This is a genomic window from Acinetobacter sp. IK31, assembly GCF_035615195.1.
Taxonomy (GTDB): Bacteria; Pseudomonadota; Gammaproteobacteria; order Pseudomonadales; family Moraxellaceae; genus Acinetobacter; species Acinetobacter calcoaceticus_C.
Genome location: NZ_JANBOB010000024.1, coordinates 1 through 24,668, shown reverse-complemented (window position 1 = coordinate 24,668; position 24,668 = coordinate 1). Strand labels below are relative to the sequence as shown.

The following is a 24,668-nucleotide window of genomic DNA, read 5'->3' as shown; positions in this document are numbered from 1 at the left end:
GGCAATAAAAAAAGCACCGAATGGTGCTTTTTTTAATTCATTTTATAGTCCTAACTCTTTCCAAACTGACTGAATTTCTTCGGCAGATCGAGCACCTACCAGTTTAAATCCGTTTGCAAAAATCAGAGTAGGAGTACCATTAAAGCCTAACTTTCTTCCGAGCTCTAAATTACGGTCAATTGGATTAGCACAGCTCGTAACCGTTGGTTTAACACCTTGCTGAATCAGTTTTTTCCATGAATATGATTGATTTGGCGCACACCAAACCTGCCTAGAAACAACGATAGACTGAGGTTTTAAAGGATAGATGAACGTGTAAATGGTCACATCTTTCAACTTGTCGAGTTCAGGTTCAAGCTGCTTGCAATAAGGGCAGTTTGGATCAGTAAATACTGCTAAAACATGCTGTCCATTACCTTTAACCGTTTTAATTGCATCTTTTAAAGGGAGTTGTTTCCAGTCAATTGAGTTCTGTCCTAAAACTAGATCTTTGGTCAAATTCTTCTGATCTTTTAATCGAATCATAGAGCCAACAAACATATGCTGACCATCTTCGCCGACATAGATGATTTGTTCATCCAAATTAGCGCTATATAACCCTTGCATTTCGGTTTTCTGAATATTGCTAATTTTCAAATTAGGGTACTGTTTTTTAATATTTTCCTTAACAGTATCCACATTAGCCAAACTCAAACTTGCCGTTAAGCTAAATAATGCCAATATTCCTAGTTTTTTAAGCATAAAACCGACTCATAGGTAGGAGAGGACCTCATTTTAATCAGTTCCGCTCTTTGAAACAGAACTGATTACCGAGTTATAACCAAACTGCCACTCATTTATGCCAATGTTTCACGTGGAACATAAGTAGGTTTTAGAATATTAATTTCCACGGATATATGCACAATTTCATCATGAATCGATAAGGCATGACGAATCTGGTCTGCGGTTAAAGAAATATCATCGGTTTCGAGCGCCAGAATACAAGAAAACTTGCCTTTTGCGACTTTCCAGACATGAATATCCGTGATTTCAACATACTGTGGAAATTCAGCAATCACTTCACGAATTTCTTCAACCACAGGATGATCCATTTCTGCATCTAGAAGGGTTTTTCCTGTTTCTTTCATTAATCCCAAAGACCATTTCGCGACTAAAATAGCCCCTAAAATGCCTAAAAGTGCATCTAAAAAATCCCAACCGAAATACTTACCCGCACAAAGCGCAATAATTGCAAAAACAGAAGTCACGGCATCTGCAACTACGTGTAAAAAAGCAGCTTTTTGATTTAAATCATGGTGCTGATGCCCATGTTCATGCTGGTGATGGTGATGGTGATGGTGATGGTGATGGTGATGGTGATGGTGATGGTGACCATCATCGTGAAGTAACCATGCGCAAATCAAATTAATGATCAACCCTAGAATTGCAATGGGAATCGCTTCATTATAAAAAATCTCAACCGGATTAAATAAACGTTGTATCGACTGAAACGCCATAAAAATGGCTACAACCATTAGCAAAATCGCACTGCTATAACCCGCTAAAATCTCAATTTTCCAAGTTCCAAAACTAAACCGATGATCTTTGGAATAATGACGAGCCGCACGATAAGCAAAATAGGCTAAACCGAGTGCCAACATATGCGAACTCATATGCCAACCATCAGCCAGAAGCGCCATTGAATTGAAAAACCATCCACCGAATATTTCTAACACCATCATGGATGCCGTTAAAATGGTTGCAATCAAAATACGTTTTTGCGCCAGTGGATTTCCTTCATCAAACTGATGTTGATGATGACGTGATACACTATGATCCTGCATAAAATTCAAACCCAATATACTCCCTACCAGTATATTGAATTATACAAGAGAACACAGATGAGTCACATTGGTCAGGATAAAAAAATACTTAATCGTGTAAAACGACTAAAAGGGCAAATTAACAGTATTGAGCATGCCGTTGAACAGTCGGATATTTCATGCATAGAAATACTACAGCAAGTCGCTGCAATTAAAGGGGCAATAAACGGCCTGATGAGTGAATTGATGGAACAACATTTACATCACCATGTGCTCAAAGAAGCACAGGTTGATCAAAATGAATTAGATGAGTTTTTAAAAGTTCTAAAAAGATACGGCTAACGAGATGACTGAATGACACAGCCATCTGCATCATTCAGTTTTTTAATTATTTTCCAATACAAAACGAACCAAAGATTTTGCCTAATAGGTCATCGGCGCTAAAGTCACCGGTAATTTCACCTAAAGCATTCTGAGCAAGTCGTAATGATTCAGCAACAAGTTCACCTGCGTTAAATACCACAAGTTGTTCATGGGCCTCTGAGAGATAGAGCTGTGTGCGTTTCATTGCGTCTAAATGACGTGTTCTGGCAATAAAGGTGTCTTCCTCAGGATGAAAGCCTGCATGAGCTGTAATCGCGTCTACGAGGCCTTGTACGCCCATCTCTTGTTTGGCAGAAACGGTAATATGACGGAACCCTTGAAAATCGCTTATTTCAGCTAACTGACCAGTTAAATCGCATTTATTACCAATTAACATTAAACGACGCGGCTCAATATGTTCAGCAAAATATTCTTGAGCTAGTTTTAATGGATCATCGCCTTGATTTAAGTCATAAACCAACAATAACAAATCAGCCTGTTCAATTTCTTTAATTGCTCTGCGAATCCCTTCTTTTTCAACGATATCACCCGTTTCACGGAGACCTGCGGTATCTGTTAAGGTAATTGGCAAACCATTTAAACTAATTTTTTCATGTAAAACATCGCGAGTTGTACCAGCAATGTCTGTCACAATTGCACGCTCAACGCCAGCAAGCGCATTCAACAAGCTCGATTTACCCGCATTTGGCTTACCAGCAATCACAACTTGCAAACCTTCACGTAGTAATTGGCCTTGTCGTGCAGACATTTGCACGCCATGTACAGACTGTCGTACATCTTCAAGTAAAGCTAAAATTTTGCCATCAGCCAAAAAGTCGATTTCTTCTTCAGGAAAATCTATTGCGGCTTCCACATGCAAACGTAAATGAATCAGTTTTTCTAAAACGGTATTAATTTTTGTTGAAAAAGCGCCTTGCAAAGAACGAACAGCAGAACGTGCAGCAGCTTGCGATGTCGCATCAATCAAATCTGCAATCGCTTCAGCTTGCACTAAGTCCATCTTGCCATTTTCAAAGGCTCGCATGGAAAACTCACCCGCTTTTGCGGCAATGGCACCAAGTTCAAATAGTCGACCTAGCAAGGCATTTTGGATAACTGGGCCACCATGGCCTTGTAGCTCTACAACATCCTCACCTGTAAATGAGTGAGGATTTGGAAAACATAGAACAATGCCTTCATCCATAATGCTCCCATCGACATCATAAAACTTACGGAAACCCGCCATACGTGCTTCAGGCAAGTTTTTCTGTGTCAGGTTTTGAGCAATTTCATAAGCCTTAGGTCCCGATAGGCGAATAACCCCCACACCACCACGCCCTGGCGGCGTTGCAATTGCGGCAATTGTGGTTTGACTTTGCATATTATTCACCTAAAAACCTAAAATCCAGCCAAAGAAAAATCCGCCTAAGATTACCATCTTAAGCGGATTTATTCAGCAAAAGTTCAACGATTAAGATGCTGATTCAGTCTTACTTAAACGACTTTTTTCAACACTCTTATTAATAAACGACTGCTGTAAAATAGTAATACTGTTGTTCACAATCCAATACAACACGAGACCTGCAGGGAAGAACAGCATAAATACCGTAAACATGATTGGCATAATACGGAACACTTTTGCCTGCATTGGGTCAGCTGGTTGCGGGTTCAGCATTTGCTGTGCAAACATGGTTACGCCCATGATTAACGGTAAGATGAACCAAGGGTCCATTGCTGACAAGTCTTGAATCCAGCCTAACCATGGTGCGTGACGTAATTCCACACTTTCCATGAGTACCCAGTACAAGGCAAGGAAAATTGGCATTTGTAGCAACAATGGTAAACAACCTGAAAGAGGATTCACTTGTTCACGTTTGTATAAAGCCATCATTTCTTGCGAAAAGCGCATGCGGTCTTCACCGAACTCTTCTTTCATGCGTTGCATTTCTGGTGCAATCACACGCATTTTCGCCATAGAACGATAACTTTTTGAAGATAAAGGCCATAAAATCATCTTCACCATAACGGTAAGTAAGATGATTGACCATCCCCAGTTGCCCACAATGCTATGGAAGAATTGAAGACCTAAGAACAATAACTTGGCAATCGGCCATAACCACCCATAATCAACAGTCTGATTCAAGCCAACCGCTAAATCTTTTAATTCAGATTGTACTTTTGGACCTGAATAAAGTTTTGCGTCCACTTCCATTGAAGTGCCTGCCGGAACATTAATCACTGGTGAGGTAAAACCAATGATATTCATATGATCAGCAGATTGACGAGATTCAAGTTTAGCTACATAAGGCTGACCATTTGCTTGAGTCAGTTTAAGATTTCCAGGAATCCAAGCACTTACAAAATAATGCTGAACAATCCCAACCCATCCACCTTTAGCTTCAGTGCTTACTTTTTCTTCTGAGAAATTAGCAAACTTAAGCTTGTTGTAGTGTGAATCAGGTGTTCCCCAAGCTCCACCTAAGAAAGTTCCTAGAGTGAAAATACCTTGAGAAGATTTACCAGGATCGTCAGAGTTATCACGCTTTAATTGTCCGAACATCTGACCTTGCCAGCTTTGTTGGCTACGGTTAATAACTTGATGTCTTACAACAATTGGATATTGCCCTTGGGTAAAGGTAAAAGTTTTAATAATTTCAACGCCTTCAGGTGTTTTAAATACCATCGGAACGTTTAAAACTTTTTCAGATTGACCCTTTTGATCCTGTACACCTTTAGCATCAGCCAAAGTATATGATGTTTTTTCAACAGCATATAATGGTCGACCACCACGACTACTATCTGGTCCATTCAAACCAATTAAGCCAGATTGAGCAACGTATGTACGCTTGGCATCATTTTCAAGCATAACAAATGGCTGATCGCTGTCTTTGCTTTTGTCGTGTGAGAGTAATTCAATACGAACAATATCACCACCTTTTGGATTGATCCAAATATGGTAAAGGTCAGTTTGTACTGAAATAAGCTGTTGATTCACAGGTGCAGTTGCATCTGTGGTTTGTGACTGCGCAATATTTGCTTGTGGCACATCGGAAGCCACTGTTGCATTTTTAGCATTTGGCAAATCAGCAGATACTTCATGTGAACTTACAGCCGCCGCTTGTTTTTGCGGTGCAGTTGCAGCATTTCCATAATCTTTTTGCCAAGCCAAAATGAGCAAATATGCGGTGACAAACATGGCCCCGAGAATTGCAAACCTGGCCCATTGTTGCATATCTATTACCCCAAATGGTTAGAGAGATTTTGCTTCAGTAAACGATCACGAAAGGGTACAGCAACATGATGCGTTTGAGAATCTATTTGATGAAACGAAATAAAACGAATTGCTTTTGGCGGTACCGGATCATATCCAGATCCTCCCCACGGATGACAACGACAAATCCGTTTAGAAGATAACCAAACGCCTTTTATCGCACCATGAGTTTGCAATGCTTCTATCGCATATTGGGAACAGGTCGGAATATAACGACAACGGGGTCCAAGAAGCGGACTAATCGCAATTTGATACAGTCGAATCAACCAACGTAGAAAACGAACCATTGGCTATCTCTTAATTTTGCGAGGTTGTGCCAACTTTAGAATGTTTTTTTGCCAAACGTTGTAATTTTTGCCAAGCAAAATCTAATTGTTGATATAGCTCAGCATTCGTAATCGTTTCTATACCAACTTTCGGCATGACCACAATATCTATGTCTGATCCAAAATTCGGCTGATGTAGACGAAAGCTCTCACGAGCAAGACGTTTTATTCGATTTCTTTCATGCGCACGGCGCACTTTTTTCTTAGCAACAACAATACCCAAACGGCTATTAGGCTGTTCGGTTAATTTTGCAAGAAATAAAAAATGGGGTTGATGCACTTTAAAAAGCGCACCATCGAACACACTTTTATAATCTGCAGCACAGCGTATTCGCACATCTGTGCTAAAATTGTAAAGTGTCATCACACCCAAGTCTGGTCAGCGTAACAGTATTAAACAGTTAAGCTATGACGACCTTTTGCACGGCGACGAGCTAATACTTGACGACCAGCTTTAGTTGCCATACGAGCACGGAAACCATGAACGCGTTTACGCTTTAATTCAGATGGCTGGAAAGTACGTTTCATATCGAAACTCCCAAAAATGATCTTTTATAAGGTCCGCGATTTTATTGTGCAATGTTTACGCTGTCAATGAAAAACCAAGAAAGTTTTGTATTTAACCCAAATTTTAATCTCTCTACTTCTTTTTTACGATTCTCATAATTCAGTGCAATATATAGTTTTCAAAGTTATACACAAAGTAATTGTCTATTTTTATTAAAGCTTTTATTATATACATACCTTATATACATACTTATCAACAAAATAAGATATCATCTTGGCTTTGATTTTCTACTTTTGAATTTAAATTCACATTTTGCAGTTATCCACAAAAGATCTAACCCCTATTAAATAAATTCAAATTTTAAAATTTATATTTATTCTTATTAGGAGGCACTTTTTCTGTGGATTTCGCACTTTTAAATTTAAAAAACATATGTTTGGGTTGTTGATAACCCTGTTTCTATTATATTTATGGATTGTGGATAAGTTTATGTGATAATTTATCCACAGGTTGTGCAAAAAGTTATACACAAGTGGTTTTGAATTTAAATTTATTCACAAGAGATTTCTTTTTAGGCAAAATCAGTCGAATTCATCATGACAGATGTGGATAACTTGGTTAGAATGGCGACCCCTTCTCATCAGGAAGGGTTGATCTTTGGATTATTTGAATTTAAAAATGCAGGAATAGGGGATACACATGCTTTGGACAGACTGCTTAACTCGCTTGCGACAAGAGCTCTCTGATAACGTCTTTGCGATGTGGATTCGCCCATTAGTTGCTGAAGAAGTAGAAGGAATACTCCGTCTTTATGCTCCTAACCCTTATTGGACGCGTTACATTCAAGAGAATCATTTAGAATTAATTTCTATATTGGCTGAGCAGTTATCAGAAGGGCGTGTCCGTCAGGTTGAGATTTTAGTTGATTCTCGTCCTGGGAGTATTTTGTCATCTGCTGAACAACCAGCAACCACTACGGCTGCTTTGCAAAGTGCGCCACCACAAAGTTTTAAAGTAAAAAAAGAACCCGAATCTATTTCTAGTCCTCATGCTAATAGCGTGGTCAATCCAAAAACATCGAAAAAGAAACTGCTCAATCCTCAGTTTACTTTTTCTTTATTTGTTGAAGGCCGTTCGAATCAGATGGCTGCTGAAACATGTAGAAAAGTATTAACTCAGTTAGGTGCATCACAGCATAACCCTTTGTTTTTATATGGACCTACAGGGCTAGGTAAGACGCACTTAATGCAGGCAGTTGGTAATGCTTTATTACAAGCCAAACCTAATGCCCGTGTGATGTATATGACTTCTGAAAGTTTTGTTCAGGATTTTGTGAGTTCTTTACAAAAAGGCAAAGTAGAAGAGTTTAAGAAAAACTGCCGTTCTTTAGATTTGTTGTTAGTCGATGATATTCATCTCTTAGCTGGTAAAGAGGCGAGTCTAGTTGAGTTCTTTTATACATTTAATGCCTTACTTGATGAATCTAAACAAATTATTTTAACTTCCGACCGTTATCCAAAAGAATTAACAGAGTTAGATCCGCGTTTAGTTTCCCGTTTTTCTTGGGGACTTTCAGTAGGTGTTGAACCACCAGATATTGAAACTCGTATCGAAATTTTATTAAAGAAAGCGGAAAATAGCGGCGTTGATTTACCTCGAAATTGTGCATTATTTATTGCACAACAAGTTGTTGCGAACGTGCGTGAACTTGAAGGGGCACTTAATAAAGTCGTTGCAATTTCCCGTTTTAAAGGTGCGCCAATCGATCTTGATGTTGTTCGTGAGTCTTTAAAAGATGTGTTGGCTATCCGTGCACGAACAATTAGCGTAGAAAATATCCAGCGTGTGGTTAGTGAATATTTCCGTATCCCATTAAAAGAATTAGTAGGACCGAAACGTACGCGAATTTATGCCCGACCACGTCAGTTGGCAATGGGACTTGCTCGTGAGTTGACTGGTGATAGTTTTCCAGAAATTGGAATGGCTTTTGGTGGGCGCGATCACAGTACTGTGATGCATGCTTGTGAAAAAGTAGCCAGTCTGCGTGGAGAAGATCCAATTTTTGATGAAGATTATAAAAATCTACTGCGTCTACTTCAGAGTTAATGAAATAATAAGACCTTGTTGCAAAGTCTACGCAAGTGCAGCATAGTACACAGCTAAAAAATGAAATATTTGCTCCAAGTTGCTAGAGGAATGAATCGTGCGTTTGAAAATCGCTAAAGAAAGTTTACTCAATGTTTTATCGCATGTTGTCGGTGCAGTAGAACGTCGTCATACATTGAATATTCTTTCAAACGTCAAAATTCAGACTAATGCTCAGGCGCTCACCATTACTGGTTCTGATCTAGAAGTCGAACTGGTTGCGAGCACTGTTTTAACAGAAGGGGCATGCCTTGAAGCAGGGGAAACCACAGTCCCTGCCCGTAAGTTAATGGAAATTTGTAAATCATTGCCTACAGCTGCATTAATTGATTTACAAATTACTGAAGATCAAAGATGTATCTTAAAGTCTGGTAATAGCCGTTTCGTATTAGGAACTTTACCAGCAGAAGATTATCCATTATTGACGACTGAAAATAGTCAAGGCACTCAAGTACATGTAACCCAACGTGAGTTAAAGCGTTTATTTGAAAAAACTGCTTTTGCGATGGCTGTACAAGATGTACGTTTCTATTTAACGGGTACTTTATTGGAAATTGATGAAAATCAATTGCGTGCAGTAACAACAGATGGTCACCGTTTAGCACTTTGTGAAATTACGGCTTCTTCTACATCATCTCAATTGGTTCAGGCCATTGTACCGCGTAAAGCTGTGGGTGAATTACAGCGCTTACTGAGTATTGAAGATGAACAATTAACTTTGCTGATTGGTCGTGAGTTGTTAAATGTAACCATCAATACGCCAAGTCGTGATAAGGAACAGGGTGATATTACTGTTCGTTTTACTACAAAATTGATTGATGGAAAATTCCCTGATTATCGTCGTGTAATTCCACGTGGTGGCGATAAGCATGTATTAATTAACCATGATGTATTTAAGCAATCATTACAGCGTGTCGCAATTTTGAGTAATGAAAAGTTGCGTGGTGTTTTCTTGAACTTTAATCAGGATTCTTTACAGCTTCGTGCGAATAACCCTGAGCAAGATGAGGCTATTGAAGATTTAGCTATTCAATATCAAAATATACCGCTCGAAATGTCATTTAATGCGCAATATTTACTTGAAGTATTGAGTGTACTTGATGGCGATGATGTAAATATGAGTATGAGTGAGGCAAATCAGTCTGTTTTAGTTCAAGATCCGGCCCATGCTGATCAAACTTATGTAGTTATGCCGATGCGTGTATAGTCTGGTTATCTTATATGCATCTTACGCGCTTAAATATTGAACGTGTGCGTAATTTAAAAACGGTTGCACTCCAAGGATTGCAACCGTTTAATATATTTTATGGCGCCAATGGTTCAGGAAAAACCTCAATTCTGGAAGCAATTCATTTGCTTGCAACAGGGCGTTCATTCCGCACTCATATTCCTAAAAATTATATTCAGTATGCTGCCGAAGATGCGATAGTCTTTGCGCAATCTACAACTGAAAAAATTGGCATGCAAAAGTTGGCATCTGGTGAGCAATTGATGAAGGTCAATGGCGATACCGTGGCTACCCAAGGCCAACTTGCTAAATTACTTCCTTTGCAGCATCTTGATCCACAAAGTACAGATATTATTGACCATGGGGCAAAACCTCGGCGCCAACTTTTGGATTGGCTGATGTTCCACGTGGAACCTGAGTTTTATTTTGCATGGCAATACTATTCGCGTGCATTAAAACAGCGAAATACGTTACTTAAAACCCGACGGAATTTGTCTTTGGCTGATTTAGAGCCTTGGAATAAAATGCTGAGTGACTATGGTGAAATTTTACACTCTCAACGCTTGGGTATTGTGGAACAATGGAATGTCTTTTTTCAAAATGATTTAAGTCAATTACTGCCTGATCTTGAAATTGAACTGGAATACAGTCCAGGTTTTCATACAGAGCAGGGACTCATGCAAGATCTGCTTAATCAACACCAAAAAGACATCGAACGACGTTATACCGAATATGGTCCACATCGAGCAGATTTACGCTTAAAAACCCCTTATGGACATGCTGACGTGGTTTTATCAAGAGGTCAGAAAAAACTCCTGATTATTGCCTTAAAACTGTCACAAATTGCAATGTTGCATGCGAGTAATAAGGAAACTGTGGTATTATTAGATGATCTGACAGCAGAATTAGACTTAACCGCACAACAACGTTTAATTGAACGATTAAGCCAACTTGGTAGCCAGGTTTTTATGACAACTTTAGATCATGCATTGGTAAAAAAACATTTACATGATTTGTCTATTTCATATCAATTATTCAGTGTTGAATCCGGTCAAGTTAGTCTTGCTTCACCATAATTTTTTGATGTTACCCATCTTTGAATAAATCTATATTTGCTAGGGAGAAACCATGAGTTCAGAGTCTCAATCAGCCTCTCAAACAGAACAAACCAATGAAAAGGCTTATGATTCCTCTAGTATTAAAGTATTACGTGGATTAGATGCAGTTCGTAAACGTCCAGGTATGTATATTGGGGATACAGACGACGGTACCGGTTTACACCATATGGTATTCGAGGTAGTCGATAATGCAATCGATGAGGCCTTAGCTGGTCACTGTGATGAAATTATTGTCACTATTCATGAAGATGAATCAGTAAGTGTTTCCGATAATGGCCGTGGTATTCCTACCGATATTCACCCTGAAGAAGGTGTTTCAGCAGCGGAAGTAATTCTTACCATTCTGCACGCAGGCGGTAAGTTTGATGACAACAGTTATAAGGTTTCCGGTGGTTTACACGGCGTAGGTGTTTCTGTAGTAAACGCACTGTCGCGTAAATTACATTTAATGATTTCTCGTGCTGGTCAAGTGCATGAGCAAGAATATCAACATGGTGATCCGCAATACCCATTACGTGTGATTGGTGAAACGGATAAGAGCGGTACAACGGTACGCTTTTGGCCAAGTGAACTAACATTTACTCAAACCATTTTTAACGTAGAAATTCTAGCGCGTCGTTTACGTGAGCTTTCATTCTTAAACGCAGGCGTACGTATTGTTTTGCGTGATGAACGTATTAACCTTGAACATGTATATGATTACGAAGGTGGATTATCTGAGTTTGTAAAATACATTAACGAAGGTAAAACTCATCTAAATGAGATTTTCCATTTTACTGCGGATACAGATAACGGTATTGGCGTAGAAGTAGCCTTGCAGTGGAATGAAAGTTATCAAGAAAATGTTCGTTGCTTTACCAATAACATTCCTCAAAAAGATGGCGGTAGCCATTTAGCTGGTTTCCGTGCAGCTTTGACTCGTGGTTTAAACCAATATCTTGAAAGTGAAAATATTCTCAAGAAAGAAAAAGTTAATGTAACGGGTGACGATGCACGTGAAGGTTTGACGGCTATTATTTCGGTAAAAGTACCTGATCCGAAATTCTCATCTCAAACCAAAGAAAAACTGGTATCAAGTGAAGTAAAGCCGGCGGTTGAGCAAGCGATGAACAAAGAGTTCTCAGCTTACTTACTTGAAAATCCACAAGCTGCGAAGTCAATTGCAGGTAAAATTATTGATGCCGCACGTGCTCGTGATGCCGCACGTAAAGCGCGTGAAATGACGCGTCGTAAGAGCGCACTTGATATTGCTGGTTTACCAGGTAAATTGGCAGATTGTCAGGAAAAAGATCCAGCACTTTCTGAATTATATCTTGTCGAGGGTGACTCGGCGGGTGGTAGTGCCAAGCAAGGTCGTAACCGTAAAATGCAGGCTATTTTGCCGTTGAAAGGTAAAATCCTGAACGTTGAACGTGCACGCTTTGACAAAATGATTTCTAGTCAGGAAGTGGGTACTTTAATTACCGCACTTGGCTGTGGTATTGGCCGCGAAGAATATAATCCTGATAAGTTACGTTATCATAAAATTATTATCATGACCGATGCCGACGTTGATGGTTCGCACATTCGAACCTTGTTGTTAACGTTCTTCTTCCGTCAAATGCCAGAGTTGGTTGAGCGTGGATATATCTATATTGCACAGCCACCTTTATATAAGTTGAAAAAAGGCAAGCAAGAACAATACATCAAAGATAATGATGCATTGGAAAACTACCTAATTTCGAATGCAATTGATGAACTGTCGTTACATATCAATGCTGAAGCTCCTGCAATTACTGGTGTAGCACTTGCAAAGGTTATTCAGGATTACCAAGTTTCACAAAAGAGCTTACAGCGCTTAACGTTGCGTTATCCAGCAAGCTTACTTGATGCTTTACTTGAAGTAGAAGCATTTAAAGCTGATCAAAATCATGATCAAGCTTATGTAGAGCAATGGACTGAGAAAGTACGTGAAACAGTTGTTAAATTACAGCCAAGTTTACGCCCGGAAATTACGCTTGAAGCGTTTGAACGCGAAAATGCTCAAGGTGAAAAATCTGCACATTATTGGCCACGTATTACAGTATATGTTCATAACTTGCCACACGCCTATTTGCTTGATGCAGGTTTATTAAATTCAGCTGAATATGCACGTTTATTGAAAAACTCGAAAAGCTGGTTCAGTTTAATTGAAGATGGAGCCTATTTACAAAAAGGTGACCGTCGTATTCAAGTGGCTAACTTCCATCAGGTTTGGCAACACATTTTGCAAGATTCGCGCCGCGGTATGATGATCCAACGCTATAAAGGTCTTGGCGAGATGAATGCTGAACAGCTTTGGGAAACGACAATGGATCCTGATAACCGTCATATGTTGCAGGTAACCATTGACGATGCAATTGAAGCAGATCGTATGTTCTCTTGCTTAATGGGCGATGATGTGGAACCACGTCGTGCATTCATTGAAGAGAATGCTTTAAATGCAGATATTGATGCTTAATTCATAACATGATTCTAAATCAGTCTAGGGAGAGAAGATGATGGGTCAGAAATTATTAGCAGGCTTGTTAATCTCATGTGTGTTTTTAGGAAGCTCTGCGGTTTGGGCAGCTGATTTAGAAACGAATATGAAAACTTTAGCTAAGAGCACTAAAGCATTTGCTGAAGCGAAAGATGCTGCTAATGCGAAACAACAACTTGTTGTAATGCGTGAAGCAACGGTTTCTTCTAAGCAATATTTGCCGCATAAACTCGAAGGTTTACCTGCAGAAAATGTACAGATAAAAGAGTACCAAGCTGGTTTAGATCAGCTTGTTGCTGAAATTGATAAAGTAACAGTATTGGTTGAGCACGGACAGTTAGATCAAGCAAAAACTGAAGCAATCAATTTAGTCAAAATTCGAAATGAAAATCATAAAAAATTTAGATAATTCTTTTTTATGATGATTAAGAAAAGGCTTTGTTTAATTTAAGACAAAGCCTTTTTTTTATAAGAAACGAACTTTTAAACTTTCATTCAGATGGTATTTTCCATTTATATCAAGAGAATATAATTTTGAAAAAAACACAAAAACTCTTATGCATTGGAATCATGTTTTTTAATTGCTTATTTCAACTGCATGCTGCTACAGCCCCGACCTTTTATGGAAAACTAGTATTTCATCGTTATAGTGATTATGACGCATGGGACAGTAAGCTTTATCTTTATAATTTCACCACGCAGCAAACCACATTACTGGGCGCAAATTGGAAAATTGACCATATGATGAATGGCCATTTTTCTCCAGATGGGAAATGGCTCACTTTCATGGGGGTTAATTCTGGACAGTATTATGGCGATGCATGGGATGTGTATGCCTGGAAAGTAGGAAGTACGGAATTACCTATTAATCTGACTCAGGGAAATAATAAACGGGATGAAGATCCAAAATTTATAGATAATCAACGTATTATTTTTAAGCAAAATGGTGATTTAAAAATCGTCAAAATGACTGATCGTGCAATTACTTCAGTCACTCAAAATGGTTGGGATATCGAAGAGTCTATGCCTTATCCAATGGTCAATACTACGCAAATCTTATATGCCAAAGGTGCGAGTAGTAATTCTAGAATTTTTAGTATTGATCAGTCAGGTGCATATGATACGCAGTTGACTAATATTGCCTCATATTATCCAGTATGGTGGCAGGGAAGCCGATTTTTATATGTACGCTGGTATAGCGCAACAAATGAACATGATCAGATTTATGTTTATGATACGAGTACTAAACAAACCACACGGTTGCCATTTAACAGCACTGTTGTAGATACATCAGACCCAGCACCTTTAGACCAGCGTTACATAGTGGTTTCTCTTGCGGGACAAACTGGAAATCGTGGTGGTTATGATCTATATATTGCGGATAGTTTATCAAGCAATGTTTGGCCTTTGCCAATCAATACCAATTTAAATGAATTAGGGGCTTTTTATACCCCTTATTAATGAATAAAAAAGCCGATTAAGAAATCGGCTTTTTTATTTTGAAAAATAGATTAATCAAAAGAGGCTTCCATCTCTTCTAATTCCATCATAAGTTCTAAAAGCTGTTCTTCATATTGCTCAAGTTTAGCTTTCAGCTCAGTCTGTTCATTCATAAGCTTGAGTAGATCATCTTTACGTGCTGCATCATATAAAGATGTATCTGCTAAAGACTCTTCAATTTTGGCAAGTTGTAGTTGAAGTTTCTCAATTTGAGACTCAATTTTTTCGATATTTTTACGAATAGGTCGAGTTTGTTCACGACGGCGAGCTGCTTCTTTACGCTGTGCTTCTTTATCGACTTTAGCTGGGGCAGGAGCGGCAGAGGAAGAATTATTCTGCCCTACAGTAGTTTGAGCATTGATGAGTTGCTGACGTGCTTCACGTAGCCATTTTGCATAATCCTGTAAATCACCTTCAAACTCGGTACATTTCCCGCCGTGTACCAAAAGAAGCTCGTCACAAACACTTGCAATGAGTTGACGTTCGTGGGAAACCAGTACGACAGCGCCTTCAAAATCTTGTAATGCCATGCTCAATGCATGACGCATATCAAGATCTAAATGGTTCGTCGGTTCATCCAGAATCAAAACATTTGGACGCTGCCATACAATCAGTGCAAGGGCCAAACGAGCACGCTCTCCACCAGAAAAGGTTTCACATGGTGTATCCATGCGTTCGCCACTAAAGCCAAAACTACCTAAAAAAGAACGTAAAGACGCTTCACTAATTTTTTTATCGGCTAAACGGGCAATTTGTAACATTGGAGTAGCATGGCCATCTAAAGCATCCATTTGGTGCTGTGCAAAGTAACCAATATTAAGTAACTCTGATGCCTTGCGTTCACCAGCTAAGAGCGGTAAATCACCTACTAAGCTCTTAATTAGGGTCGATTTACCTGCGCCGTTCATACCAAGTAAACCAATACGAGAGGTTGGTGTAATTTGTAATCTGATTTTTTCGGCGATTTGTTTATCGCCATAACCAATGCTGGCATTGTCTAAAGTCAGTAACGGCGAACTCATTTTGGTCGGTTCACGGAAACTAAAAGTGAAAGGTGTATCAATATGGGCTGGAGCGAGCTCTTGCATGCGCTCAAGTTGTTTAATTCGACTTTGTGCTTGACGAGCTTTCGTCGCTTTTGCTTTAAAACGATCAATAAATTTTTGTAGGTGAGCACGTGTTTCTTCTTGCTTCTCAAAAGCTTGTTGCTGCTGAGCAAGACGTTCACTACGCGTAGTTTCAAATGTAGAGTAGTTTCCGGTGTAAAGGGTGAGTTCCTGATTTTCAATGTGCAGAATATGATCTGTAATCGCATCTAAAAAGTCGCGGTCATGCGAAATTAAAATGAGTGTACCTTCATAAGCTTTAAGCCAATCTTCTAACCACAAGATTGCATCTAAGTCTAAGTGGTTTGTTGGTTCATCTAGTAATAATAAATCTGAACGACTCATTAGGGTACGCGCCAAATTTAAACGCATACGCCATCCACCAGAGAAACTCGCAACGTTTAAACGCAATTGATTTTCTAGAAAACCAAGACCAGCCATGAGTTGAGCCGCTTTAGATGGTGCTGAATAACCATGAATTTCATCAAAGCGACCATGCAATTGAGCCAGTTCAGAGTCAGTAAGTTGGTCGGGTTGGGTAAGCTTATTTTGAATATCCCAAAACTCTTCATCACCTGAAAGAACGAAATCGATTGCAGACATGTCCAGTGCTTTTACTTCTTGCGCCATATGCGCCACGATCCAGCCTGAAGGGCGAGTCAGCGAACCTTCATCGGCACCTAAACTTCCAAGTAAAGCTGCAAATAAGGTGGATTTGCCTGCACCATTCACTCCCGTCAGACCAATCTTCCAGCCTGGGTGTAATTGCATAGACGCTTTTTGAAATAGAACACGTCCACCGCGGCGTAAAGAAACTTGGTCAAATTGAATCATCTTATTGTATCGAGGTGAGTTAGGGATGCTGTATTTTAAAGAGAACTGCCGATGAAAACAAAACTTTCCGGATTTTAGTTAGAAGCAGACAATAATTATAGAAATAGAAAAACTTTAGACTCAGCTATTCATCCGAAATTTTCAAAATATTGAATAAGATAGAACACATTTAAAAAAAATATGACTAAAATAAAAACAGTTTAAAATTTGGTTAATTAATAAGCTACTAATAAAACCAGACTAAGGAAAGTAAAATGAAAAAGGGATTGGGGATGATGAGTACAGTATTTTGCTGTGCTATGGGGACAGCACATGCGGGACAAAATGTATGTGTATTTGATCTATTAGGAAAATCAGGGGAATCTTATAAAATGATGGAAGAGTGGGCACTTGCAGCTAAAAGCTGGCAAGCTGATATCACTTTAATTCCATTTCAAGATGAAGGTCTGGTTGACCGTAAACTGCGTGAAGGCAAATGTGATGCAGCTTATATGACTTCAATGCGCGCGCGAAATTATAATAAATTTGCGGGTTCTATCGATGCAATTGGTGGTGTGACGAGTAACGCTATTGCCCAAAAAGCAATTAGTTATGTTCTAGATAAACGCAATAAACAGCGCTTAGTAACTATCCAAAATGGAACGAACTATGAGGTTGTTGGTATTGTTCAGATTGGTTTGGCTTATTTATTTGTAAGAGATAAGAGCCTTAATTCGATCGAAAAAGTAAAAGGTAAAAAATTCGCTATTTTACATTATGACCTTGCTCAAAAAATTATGGTAGAAAGTGTAGGGGCTGAGCCTATCCTCTCTGAAATAACCGATTTTGTGAAAAAGTTTAATAGTGGGCAAGTCGATGCAATTGCCGCTCCAGCCTATGCTTATAAACCATTAGAGATTGGCAAAGGTATTGGAACAAATGGAGCTATGTTTAACTTTCCAGTCGTAAATGTCACTGGAGATTTAATTACGCGAAGTGATAAGTTCCCTGCGGATTTTGGCCTAAAGTCCCGCGATTGGTTTATACAACAATTACCTCAGAACTTTGCCATGATTAAACGGCTAGAAATGAATGTACCCTCAAAAATTAGAATGAGTTTTTCAACAGAAGATAAAACTAAATACCAAAAACTTTTGCGTGAAGGACGTCTCAAATTAACAAAACAGGGCGTATATGATGTGACAATGATGAATGTACTGAAGCGTGCCCGTTGTACAATTGAGCGGACAAATTTCGAATGCACACTGACTGGAGAGTAGATTATTTTTTCATCACAAAAACGCTACATATATTTCAAAACTAAATATGGATATGAAAATTATGAATATAAAAAATAACTTACGCAAAATCAGCCATTTTTCTGGCTAGTAAATAATTTATAGCAGACAAACAATGGTCCAAGAGAGTAAAAAAAATTGAGTAAAAGCTCTATTTTTTTGTAGAAAACATGATTAATATCTGTCTTTGAAAGGAAACTTCAAACAAAAAATCTATTCCGTGGAAGGATGAAGAAAATGAAAAAAATCGTACTTGCTATGGCTGCCGCTTCTGTTGTTGGTTTTTCTGCTTCAGCGCAAGCAGCGAGTACCGTATGTGTATTCGACCTCTTAGGAAAAGCAGGCGACTCATATAAAATGATGGAAGAATGGGCTCTAGCTGCAAAAGGCTGGGGTACTGAAATTAACTTGGTACCTCGTCAGGACGAGGCTGTCGCAGACAATGATTTTAAAGCTGGTAAATGTGATGCTGTAGCAATGACAGCAATGCGTGCCCGCCAATATAACAAATTCGCAGGATCTATCGACTCACTTGGCGGTGTTCCAAATAACCAAATCGCTCAACGTGCAATTACTTATGTATTAGATGCGCGTAATGCTGCAAAAATGACCACTAATATGGGTGGTAAAAAATACGAAGTTGCTGGTATTTCTCCGCTAGGTTCAGCGTTCATTTTCGTACGTGACAAAAACATTAACTCTGTTGAAAAAGCTGCGGGTAAAAAATTCGCGGTATTAGGTTATGACGATGCACAAAAAATTATGGTGCAACGTGTAGGTGCTCAAGCAGTTCTTTCTGATATCTCAAACTTTGCTGCTAAATTTAATAATGGCCAAGTAGATATGGTTGGTGCGCCTGCTTACGCTTATAAACCATTAGAGTTAAATAAAGGTTTAGGTGCAAACGGTGTAATGTGGAACTTCCCTGTATTGCACGTTACAGCAGATCTAGTATTACGTTCTGATAAATTCCCAGCTGGTTTTGGTCAAAAATCTCGTGACTGGTTTGTTAAACAGTTACCTAAGAACTTTGCAATGATCAACCGTTTAGAAGCTCAGATTCCTGGCAAATACAAAATGAATTTAAGTGCAGAAGACAAACTTAAGTATCAAAAAATGTTGCGTGATGGCCGTATGGACTTAACTAAACGCGGTGTTTACGATGCCGGAATGATGTCTGTATTGAAAAAAGCACGTTGTTCTGTAGACAAGGCTAACTTTGAATGTTCAATGCCTGGTGAATAATCCTAATTTCTCTCAAAAAGCCTAGACTTAGTTCTAGGCTTTTTGTTTTATAGGTGCTGTCATTTCTGCCATTGTTGTTAACCAGAAAGACGTTAAGCTAAATTTAGATAAAAACTTCATAAGGAAACATGAAGGTATAAAAAAGGACTAAGGACTTCTGTGATTAAAATAATTGCGAATAGGTAGGTCAATCGCTATCTATTTTTAATGAAAATAAAATCATAAAAGCAAAATGGATCCGTAAAAATATCTTCAACATGATTTTTTATATGAAGCCTATCCGATTCATACCATTTCGGTGTGAAATTTCTTGGTATCGAAAAACAAAAACTCCACAAGGAAAGGAAAAAGAATATGCAATTTTCCAAAATGCTATTACTTGCGATGGGACTTACAACAGTTTCTTTTGCAGCTCAGGCTAAACAAACAGTATGTGTTTTTGACTTCGTTGGTAAAAATGGTGATGTATATGCGCTGATGAAGGACTATCAACTTGCCGCTAAAACTTGGGGAGCTGATATCGAACTTAAAGTAAACCAAAATGAAGCCGTGATTGCCGAAGATTTTAAAGCAGGCAAATGTGACGGTATTAGTGTATCAGGCATGCGTGGTCGTCAATTTAACTCTTTTACAGGCTCATTAGATGCCATTGGTGCCATTCCTGACCTCAAGCTTGCTGTAAAAGTGATGCAAGGTCTGGCAAGTTCGACTTTTAGTAAATATATGGTTAATGGCCGCTATGAGGTTGTAGGTGTTATACCAGTTGGAGATGCCTATCTGTTAGTAAATGACCGTAGCATCAATACAGTAGCAAAAGCCGCAGGTAAAAAAATTGCTGTTCTTGATTATGATGAAGCGCAAAAGATTATGGTTCAGCAGGTAGGGGCGCAGGCTGTTAGTGCCGATATAACAAATTTCGGTGCTAAATTTAATAACCATCAGGTAGACATTATTGGTGCGCCAGCGGCGGCCTTTAAACCTTTGGAACTACAAAAAGGTTTAGGGACAAAAGGGGCGATCGTGAACTATCCGATCTTACAAGTGACAGGAAATATTATTATCCGTCCTGATAAGTTCCCAGCTGGTTTTGGTCAGAAATCTAGAGAGTGGGTTTCGGGTCAGTTACCACGTGCCTTTACCATTTTAGGTAAAATGAAAGCTGATATTCCACAAAAATACTGGATGGATGTTCCACCAGCAGATAAACCGGGTTACCAAAAGCTGATGCGTGAGTCACGAATTAGCCTTACACAACGTGGTGTATATGATAAACGTATGATGAAATTATTATGGCAATTCCGCTGTAAGCAAGATGCTAAAAACTTTGAATGTGGCTTGCAAGACGAGAATTACAAATAATCTTGATAAAAACACTCAAGATTAGCTTTAAACTTCGAAGACAGACCCTATATTGATTATGCTATACTCAATATAGGGTCTTTTTTATTTTGAAAGACACAGCAAAATCCGAGGAACAATCTCATGAATGCCCAAGCTCTAGTTTTGACAGATAATGCTGCCAATAAGGTACGCCAACTCCGTGATAGTGAAGGGAATGACGATCTCATGTTACGTGTATATGTGACAGGAGGCGGGTGTTCAGGGTTTTCATATGGCTTTAATTTTGCTGAAAGCGCAAATGAAGATGATGCAGAATTTGTAAATGGCGATGTAAAAATGCTTGTTGACTCGCTCAGTTACCAATATTTAATTGGCTCAGTGGTTGACTATGTAGAAGGCCTTGAAGGGTCACGTTTTATCATACAAAACCCGAATGCGACAACAACATGTGGTTGTGGTTCTTCGTTCTCGATTTAAAAAGAATTTTAAAATTTAAAAACCTCTCTGTTTTGAGAGGTTTTTTTTATTGATCAGATCATTACTTTTCACGGATAGATTCTAAAAAGTATTGCACAAGTTCAGGTGCATTCTGATATGGAATCCAATGCGAAGCATCCATAAAAACTGCGTTATAACTATTTTTAAAATAACTTGAGTTTAACTTGGCACTTTTTTCTGTAACGGCAATATCATGTTTACCCCAAATAAAAAGAGTAGGAACATCTATTGTTTTAAACGGGCTTTGAGGCTTATCCCAAAAAAAGCCACGATACCAATTCAACGCCGTAGATAATCTATTTTCCTTTATAAACTCAGCCTCAAATATCGCAATTTGCTCTTCGGTCATACCAGATGACTTAAGAAATTTACGACCTAATTTAGGCAACTTTTTAAATAAAAATTCAGGAAGAAGAGGAAGCTGAAAAACTGCAAAATAATAAGATTTAAAGAGTTGGCTGCTGCTTAGGCAGGCTTTTAAAAATGCAGCTTGGTGAGGAACTGAAACTAAAGTGAGATGTTGAATATATTGTGGATACTTCATTGCTACGCCTGAAGCGATTGCCGATCCCCAGTCATGCCCAATTAAATAGACGGGTTGATCTAATTGCTTAATAAAACTTGCAACATCTTCTACAAGTTCACTCAGTGAATATTGAAATCGGCTTTGAGGTCTAGCATTTAAGCTATAACCGCGTTGATGAATTGCAAGTGTTCTAAATTGATGTTGATGCAATAACTTGGAGGTTTGCTCCCAACTATGAGCAGTTTCTGGAAAACCATGCAATAAAACAACGAGTGGACCATCTATATAGGGCCGGAATCAATTACATCGAATGTCCAAGCCCCACGTGTGTATTGATGAATACGTTTGGTCAGATCCATGAAAACATGCCTTAAATTATTTTTGTCGGCATTTATCATGAGTTTTTATACTCATTTAAATAACAGCATTTCGGGTCAGTAAATGTGCTATGAGGTCGAATCTGACCAATCAAATCAATAAATAGCTTTATACTGCCGTGATCGTCCCTAAAATTCTGAAATCCGAAGCACCTGTTACCGCTGGCAAATTACCACTTAATCCGTTTACAAAACGCATTGCTAACCAAGCAAACGCTGTAGCCTCGACCCAAGTCGGGGATAGTCCTAACACATCTGTAGGTTGAACTGACCAATTGTGTTTACGTAAACGCCAACGTAATTGTTCTAATAAATAAGAGTTATAAGCACCACCACCACATACATATACTTCACCTGTTTCCATCTCAGAACGGTAAATCGCTTTTTGAATGGCACGCACAGTAAGCTTTAATAAGGTGGCTTGAATGTTTTCAGGTGTGTCTTCCAACTCATCATAAGTTAAATCGTTTCGCCAATCGATTAACTGATCATCTAACCAGTCAATATTGAAATCTTCACGTCCTGTACTTTTCGGTGGTTCTTTAGAAAAATATTCATGTGCATGAAGACGGTCGAGTAAAGAGCGGATAGGGTGTCCATAAGCTGCCCAATCGCCATTTTCGTCATATGGATGACCCGTGTGGCGATGACACCACGCATCCATCAAAATATTTGCGGGGCCTGTATCAAAACCAAATACACCATCTGCATTGTTGGCAGGTAGCATACTCACATTGGCAATACCACCCAAATTTAAAATCACACGATGAATACTTGGGTGCTGAAATAATGCTTGATGGAAAGCTGGAACTAATGGTGCACCCTGACCGCCAGCTGCCATATCTCTGCGACGAAAATCAGAAACGACAGGAATTTGAGTGATTTCTGCAATGATATTCGGATCACCAATTTGTAAAGTAAAACCATGCTCTGGGCGATGACGAATTGTCTGCCCATGTGAACCAATCGCTTTAATTTGACTACGATCTAATTGATGTTTTTCAATGAGAGTATTAATACCATGACCAATCATTTTCGCTAGAGCAACATCAGCTTTACCCATGCGGTCAATTTCATTGTCATCGGGTAAAGTTAATGCCATAAGCTCATCACGTAACTCGGGTTCAAATGGAACTGTAAGAGTGGCATGAAGCTGTAGTGGCTCAAATGAAGCCGCAACAATATCCACACCATCCATACTAGTGCCAGTCATTACGCCGATATAGATTGCGCTCATATGCAACTTCCCCTGCAAGACGCTGAAAAAATGTTAGTATATCGCACAAATTGAATAACTGATGTGTTTAGGTTTTGTGATGTCAAATTTCTTGCCCGCCGAAGAACAGCTTGCCCTCATCCAACGAGGCACGCACGAAATTATTTCAGAAGAAGATTTACTGAAAAAGCTCAAAGAGAACCGTCCTCTTAAAATTAAAGCTGGTTTTGACCCTACAGCACCAGATTTACACTTAGGACATACTGTTCTTATTAATAAATTAAAAACGTTCCAAGATTTGGGTCATGAAGTAACCTTCTTGATTGGTGACTATACTGCCATGATTGGCGACCCGACAGGTAAAAGCGCAACACGCCCGCCATTGTCACGTGAACAAGTAGAAGCCAACGCTAAAACTTATCAAGAACAAGTTTTCAAAATATTAGACCCGAATAAAACAAAAGTACGTTTTAACTCAGAATGGTTTAATCAAAAGTCTGCTGCTGACCTTATTCAGTTAGCAAGCCAACAAACTGTATCTCGCATGTTAGAGCGTGATGACTTTACAAAGCGTTATAGCAACCACCAGCCGATCGCAATCCACGAGTTTTTATATCCTTTAGTTCAAGGCTATGACTCTATTGCACTTGAAGCTGACGTAGAATTAGGTGGTACAGACCAGACCTTTAATTTACTTATGGGTCGTACTTTACAAAGTCGTTATGGTCAAGAATCACAAGTGTGTATCACTGTTCCGATTCTAGAAGGTTTAGATGGCGTAAATAAAATGTCTAAATCTTTGGGTAACTACATTGGTGTATTTGATACACCAGGGGCAATGTACCAAAAAGTTTTATCAATGCCTGATTCTTTAATTGAACGCTATTTCGATTTACTCAGTTTTAAATCTCTAGATGAGATCAAAACCTTATTAGATGAAATTGCTGCTGGTCGTAATCCACAAGAAGTAAAACGTATTCTTGCACTTGAACTAGTTGAACGTTTCCATGATGCAGAAGCTGCAGCTAATGCACATAAAAGTGCTGGCAACCTTATTACAGAAGGTGAAGTACCCGAAGATACCCCAGAAGTGACTATTTCACGTGGTGAGTTTGGTGGAGAAATCTTTATTGCCACGATTCTACGTTTAGCAGGCCTGAATCCAAATGCAGCAGCTGCAAAAGATGCGGTAGCTCGTGGTGCAGTAAAAGTTGACTGGAAAGCTGTTGATGCAAGTTTCTCTGTAAAAGAAAACGGTACTTTCATTATCCAGTCAGGTAAAAAAGCAATTGCACGTGTAACGTTTACTGACTAAGAATGTTGTGTCGTGATAAAAAGCAGGAGTAATCCTGCTTTTTTTATTTAAGGATTACAAAAACAATTCAACGTTCCACGTGGAACAATCTAATCATCGTAATAATGAAAAAGTAATCAAAGCAAATAAGAAGAAAGAAATATAGGTTGAGCGTAGAGTATTTGCTCTAATA

21 protein-coding genes and 1 pseudogene are annotated in these 24,668 nt (G+C 38.9%); 12 read left to right on the top strand and 10 right to left on the bottom strand.

The annotated features are described in order from the left end of the window. Positions 1–42: 42 nt before the first annotated feature. Both MSG66_RS13075 and dmeF read right to left on the bottom strand, forming a co-directional pair. Positions 43–741, bottom strand: a complete 699-nt coding sequence (locus MSG66_RS13075; protein WP_133976091.1) for a DsbC family protein — start codon at positions 739–741, stop codon at positions 43–45. Between the two features lie 95 nt (positions 742–836). Continuing rightward, the gene (gene dmeF / locus MSG66_RS13070; RefSeq protein WP_324654331.1) at positions 837–1,823 is read right to left on the bottom strand and encodes a CDF family Co(II)/Ni(II) efflux transporter DmeF; all 987 of its coding nucleotides are present in this window, start codon (positions 1,821–1,823) and stop codon (positions 837–839) included. Between the two features lie 57 nt (positions 1,824–1,880). Here dmeF and MSG66_RS13065 point away from each other — a divergent pair, with 57 nt between their 5' ends. Next, positions 1,881–2,144: a metal/formaldehyde-sensitive transcriptional repressor gene (locus MSG66_RS13065; RefSeq protein ID WP_133976095.1), complete on the top strand. Its 264-nt coding sequence runs from the start codon at positions 1,881–1,883 to the stop codon at positions 2,142–2,144. Positions 2,145–2,190: 46 nt separating this feature from the next. Here MSG66_RS13065 and mnmE read toward each other — a convergent pair whose 3' ends face one another. The 5 genes from mnmE to rpmH form a co-directional block, all read right to left on the bottom strand. Next, entirely contained in the window at positions 2,191–3,546 is a 1,356-nt protein-coding gene (mnmE, locus tag MSG66_RS13060) for a tRNA uridine-5-carboxymethylaminomethyl(34) synthesis GTPase MnmE (protein WP_133976097.1), read from the bottom strand. A gap of 90 nt (positions 3,547–3,636) precedes the next feature. Further along, a complete protein-coding gene (gene yidC / locus MSG66_RS13055) occupies positions 3,637–5,397 on the bottom strand; it encodes a membrane protein insertase YidC (protein WP_133976099.1) in 1,761 nt (586 codons plus the stop codon). A 5-nt stretch (positions 5,398–5,402) separates the two neighbouring features. After that, positions 5,403–5,723: a membrane protein insertion efficiency factor YidD gene (gene yidD, locus MSG66_RS13050; RefSeq protein ID WP_003656027.1), complete on the bottom strand. Its 321-nt coding sequence runs from the start codon at positions 5,721–5,723 to the stop codon at positions 5,403–5,405. A gap of 10 nt (positions 5,724–5,733) precedes the next feature. Next, positions 5,734–6,126 (bottom strand): ribonuclease P protein component, encoded by a 393-nt coding sequence (gene rnpA, locus MSG66_RS13045; RefSeq protein ID WP_004640245.1) that lies wholly within the window; start codon positions 6,124–6,126, stop codon positions 5,734–5,736. Between the two features lie 29 nt (positions 6,127–6,155). Then, the gene (gene rpmH / locus MSG66_RS13040) at positions 6,156–6,290 is read right to left on the bottom strand and encodes a 50S ribosomal protein L34 (protein WP_000831329.1); all 135 of its coding nucleotides are present in this window, start codon (positions 6,288–6,290) and stop codon (positions 6,156–6,158) included. A gap of 679 nt (positions 6,291–6,969) precedes the next feature. Between rpmH and dnaA the strand changes: the two genes are divergently transcribed. The 6 genes from dnaA to MSG66_RS13010 all read left to right on the top strand — a co-directional run bounded on the left by dnaA (position 6,970) and on the right by MSG66_RS13010 (position 14,722). Further along, the gene (dnaA, locus tag MSG66_RS13035) at positions 6,970–8,376 is read left to right on the top strand and encodes a chromosomal replication initiator protein DnaA (RefSeq protein WP_042898299.1); all 1,407 of its coding nucleotides are present in this window, start codon (positions 6,970–6,972) and stop codon (positions 8,374–8,376) included. Between the two features lie 97 nt (positions 8,377–8,473). Then, positions 8,474–9,622, top strand: a complete 1,149-nt coding sequence (gene dnaN / locus MSG66_RS13030) for a DNA polymerase III subunit beta (protein ID WP_042898300.1) — start codon at positions 8,474–8,476, stop codon at positions 9,620–9,622. A 14-nt stretch (positions 9,623–9,636) separates the two neighbouring features. Continuing rightward, positions 9,637–10,719, top strand: coding sequence for a DNA replication/repair protein RecF (gene recF, locus MSG66_RS13025; protein WP_042898301.1), 1,083 nt, complete (start codon positions 9,637–9,639; stop codon positions 10,717–10,719). Positions 10,720–10,771: 52 nt separating this feature from the next. Further along, complete coding sequence (gyrB, locus tag MSG66_RS13020; RefSeq protein ID WP_324654330.1) at positions 10,772–13,240, top strand: DNA topoisomerase (ATP-hydrolyzing) subunit B; 2,469 nt, start codon at positions 10,772–10,774, stop codon at positions 13,238–13,240. 37 nt (positions 13,241–13,277) lie between these two features. Further along, positions 13,278–13,670 carry a cytochrome b562 gene (gene cybC / locus MSG66_RS13015; RefSeq protein ID WP_324654329.1) on the top strand — a complete coding sequence of 131 codons (393 nt, stop codon included), beginning with the start codon at positions 13,278–13,280 and terminating at the stop codon, positions 13,668–13,670. Positions 13,671–13,795: 125 nt separating this feature from the next. Further along, positions 13,796–14,722 carry a hypothetical protein gene (locus MSG66_RS13010; protein WP_324654328.1) on the top strand — a complete coding sequence of 309 codons (927 nt, stop codon included), beginning with the start codon at positions 13,796–13,798 and terminating at the stop codon, positions 14,720–14,722. A gap of 50 nt (positions 14,723–14,772) precedes the next feature. On the opposite strand, the gene MSG66_RS13005 is transcribed toward MSG66_RS13010, so the two are convergent. Beyond that, entirely contained in the window at positions 14,773–16,701 is a 1,929-nt protein-coding gene (locus MSG66_RS13005; RefSeq protein WP_324654327.1) for an ATP-binding cassette domain-containing protein, read from the bottom strand. Positions 16,702–16,955: 254 nt separating this feature from the next. On the opposite strand from MSG66_RS13005, the gene MSG66_RS13000 reads away from it, so the two are divergent. The 4 genes from MSG66_RS13000 to erpA all read left to right on the top strand — a co-directional run bounded on the left by MSG66_RS13000 (position 16,956) and on the right by erpA (position 21,041). After that, positions 16,956–17,960 carry a putative solute-binding protein gene (locus MSG66_RS13000; RefSeq protein WP_324654326.1) on the top strand — a complete coding sequence of 335 codons (1,005 nt, stop codon included), beginning with the start codon at positions 16,956–16,958 and terminating at the stop codon, positions 17,958–17,960. Between the two features lie 255 nt (positions 17,961–18,215). Continuing rightward, a complete protein-coding gene (locus MSG66_RS12995; protein ID WP_003656045.1) occupies positions 18,216–19,223 on the top strand; it encodes a putative solute-binding protein in 1,008 nt (335 codons plus the stop codon). A 354-nt stretch (positions 19,224–19,577) separates the two neighbouring features. After that, entirely contained in the window at positions 19,578–20,582 is a 1,005-nt protein-coding gene (locus MSG66_RS12990) for a putative solute-binding protein (RefSeq protein WP_133971038.1), read from the top strand. 123 nt (positions 20,583–20,705) lie between these two features. After that, positions 20,706–21,041 carry an iron-sulfur cluster insertion protein ErpA gene (erpA, locus tag MSG66_RS12985; RefSeq protein WP_133971040.1) on the top strand — a complete coding sequence of 112 codons (336 nt, stop codon included), beginning with the start codon at positions 20,706–20,708 and terminating at the stop codon, positions 21,039–21,041. Between the two features lie 61 nt (positions 21,042–21,102). Here the strand turns inward: erpA and MSG66_RS12980 are convergent. After that, positions 21,103–21,947: pseudogene (locus MSG66_RS12980) on the bottom strand (alpha/beta fold hydrolase). Positions 21,948–22,074: 127 nt separating this feature from the next. Beyond that, positions 22,075–23,202 carry an anhydro-N-acetylmuramic acid kinase gene (locus tag MSG66_RS12975; RefSeq protein ID WP_324654325.1) on the bottom strand — a complete coding sequence of 376 codons (1,128 nt, stop codon included), beginning with the start codon at positions 23,200–23,202 and terminating at the stop codon, positions 22,075–22,077. Positions 23,203–23,263: 61 nt separating this feature from the next. Between MSG66_RS12975 and tyrS the strand changes: the two genes are divergently transcribed. Then, the gene (gene tyrS, locus MSG66_RS12970; protein ID WP_133971046.1) at positions 23,264–24,496 is read left to right on the top strand and encodes a tyrosine--tRNA ligase; all 1,233 of its coding nucleotides are present in this window, start codon (positions 23,264–23,266) and stop codon (positions 24,494–24,496) included. The last annotated feature ends 172 nt before the right edge of the window (positions 24,497–24,668 follow it).

What these genes read in the sequence shown, in the direction of transcription:
- MSG66_RS13000 (WP_324654326.1), top strand. Translation starts at nt 16,956, where the DNA reads ATGAAAAAGGGATTGGGGATGATGAGTACAGTATTTTGCTGTGCTATG.
- recF (WP_042898301.1), top strand. Translation starts at nt 9,637, where the DNA reads ATGCATCTTACGCGCTTAAATATTGAACGTGTGCGTAATTTAAAAACG.
- erpA (WP_133971040.1), top strand. Translation starts at nt 20,706, where the DNA reads ATGAATGCCCAAGCTCTAGTTTTGACAGATAATGCTGCCAATAAGGTA.
- tyrS (WP_133971046.1), top strand. Translation starts at nt 23,264, where the DNA reads ATGTGTTTAGGTTTTGTGATGTCAAATTTCTTGCCCGCCGAAGAACAG.
- rpmH (WP_000831329.1), bottom strand. Translation starts at nt 6,290, where the DNA reads ATGAAACGTACTTTCCAGCCATCTGAATTAAAGCGTAAACGCGTTCAT.
- MSG66_RS12990 (WP_133971038.1), top strand. Translation starts at nt 19,578, where the DNA reads ATGCAATTTTCCAAAATGCTATTACTTGCGATGGGACTTACAACAGTT.
- yidD (WP_003656027.1), bottom strand. Translation starts at nt 5,723, where the DNA reads ATGGTTCGTTTTCTACGTTGGTTGATTCGACTGTATCAAATTGCGATT.
- dmeF (WP_324654331.1), bottom strand. Translation starts at nt 1,823, where the DNA reads ATGCAGGATCATAGTGTATCACGTCATCATCAACATCAGTTTGATGAA.
- dnaA (WP_042898299.1), top strand. Translation starts at nt 6,970, where the DNA reads ATGCTTTGGACAGACTGCTTAACTCGCTTGCGACAAGAGCTCTCTGAT.
- MSG66_RS13065 (WP_133976095.1), top strand. Translation starts at nt 1,881, where the DNA reads ATGAGTCACATTGGTCAGGATAAAAAAATACTTAATCGTGTAAAACGA.
- gyrB (WP_324654330.1), top strand. Translation starts at nt 10,772, where the DNA reads ATGAGTTCAGAGTCTCAATCAGCCTCTCAAACAGAACAAACCAATGAA.
- yidC (WP_133976099.1), bottom strand. Translation starts at nt 5,397, where the DNA reads ATGCAACAATGGGCCAGGTTTGCAATTCTCGGGGCCATGTTTGTCACC.
- MSG66_RS13005 (WP_324654327.1), bottom strand. Translation starts at nt 16,701, where the DNA reads ATGATTCAATTTGACCAAGTTTCTTTACGCCGCGGTGGACGTGTTCTA.
- MSG66_RS12995 (WP_003656045.1), top strand. Translation starts at nt 18,216, where the DNA reads ATGAAAAAAATCGTACTTGCTATGGCTGCCGCTTCTGTTGTTGGTTTT.
- MSG66_RS12975 (WP_324654325.1), bottom strand. Translation starts at nt 23,202, where the DNA reads ATGAGCGCAATCTATATCGGCGTAATGACTGGCACTAGTATGGATGGT.
- cybC (WP_324654329.1), top strand. Translation starts at nt 13,278, where the DNA reads ATGATGGGTCAGAAATTATTAGCAGGCTTGTTAATCTCATGTGTGTTT.
- mnmE (WP_133976097.1), bottom strand. Translation starts at nt 3,546, where the DNA reads ATGCAAAGTCAAACCACAATTGCCGCAATTGCAACGCCGCCAGGGCGT.
- MSG66_RS13075 (WP_133976091.1), bottom strand. Translation starts at nt 741, where the DNA reads ATGCTTAAAAAACTAGGAATATTGGCATTATTTAGCTTAACGGCAAGT.
- rnpA (WP_004640245.1), bottom strand. Translation starts at nt 6,126, where the DNA reads ATGACACTTTACAATTTTAGCACAGATGTGCGAATACGCTGTGCTGCA.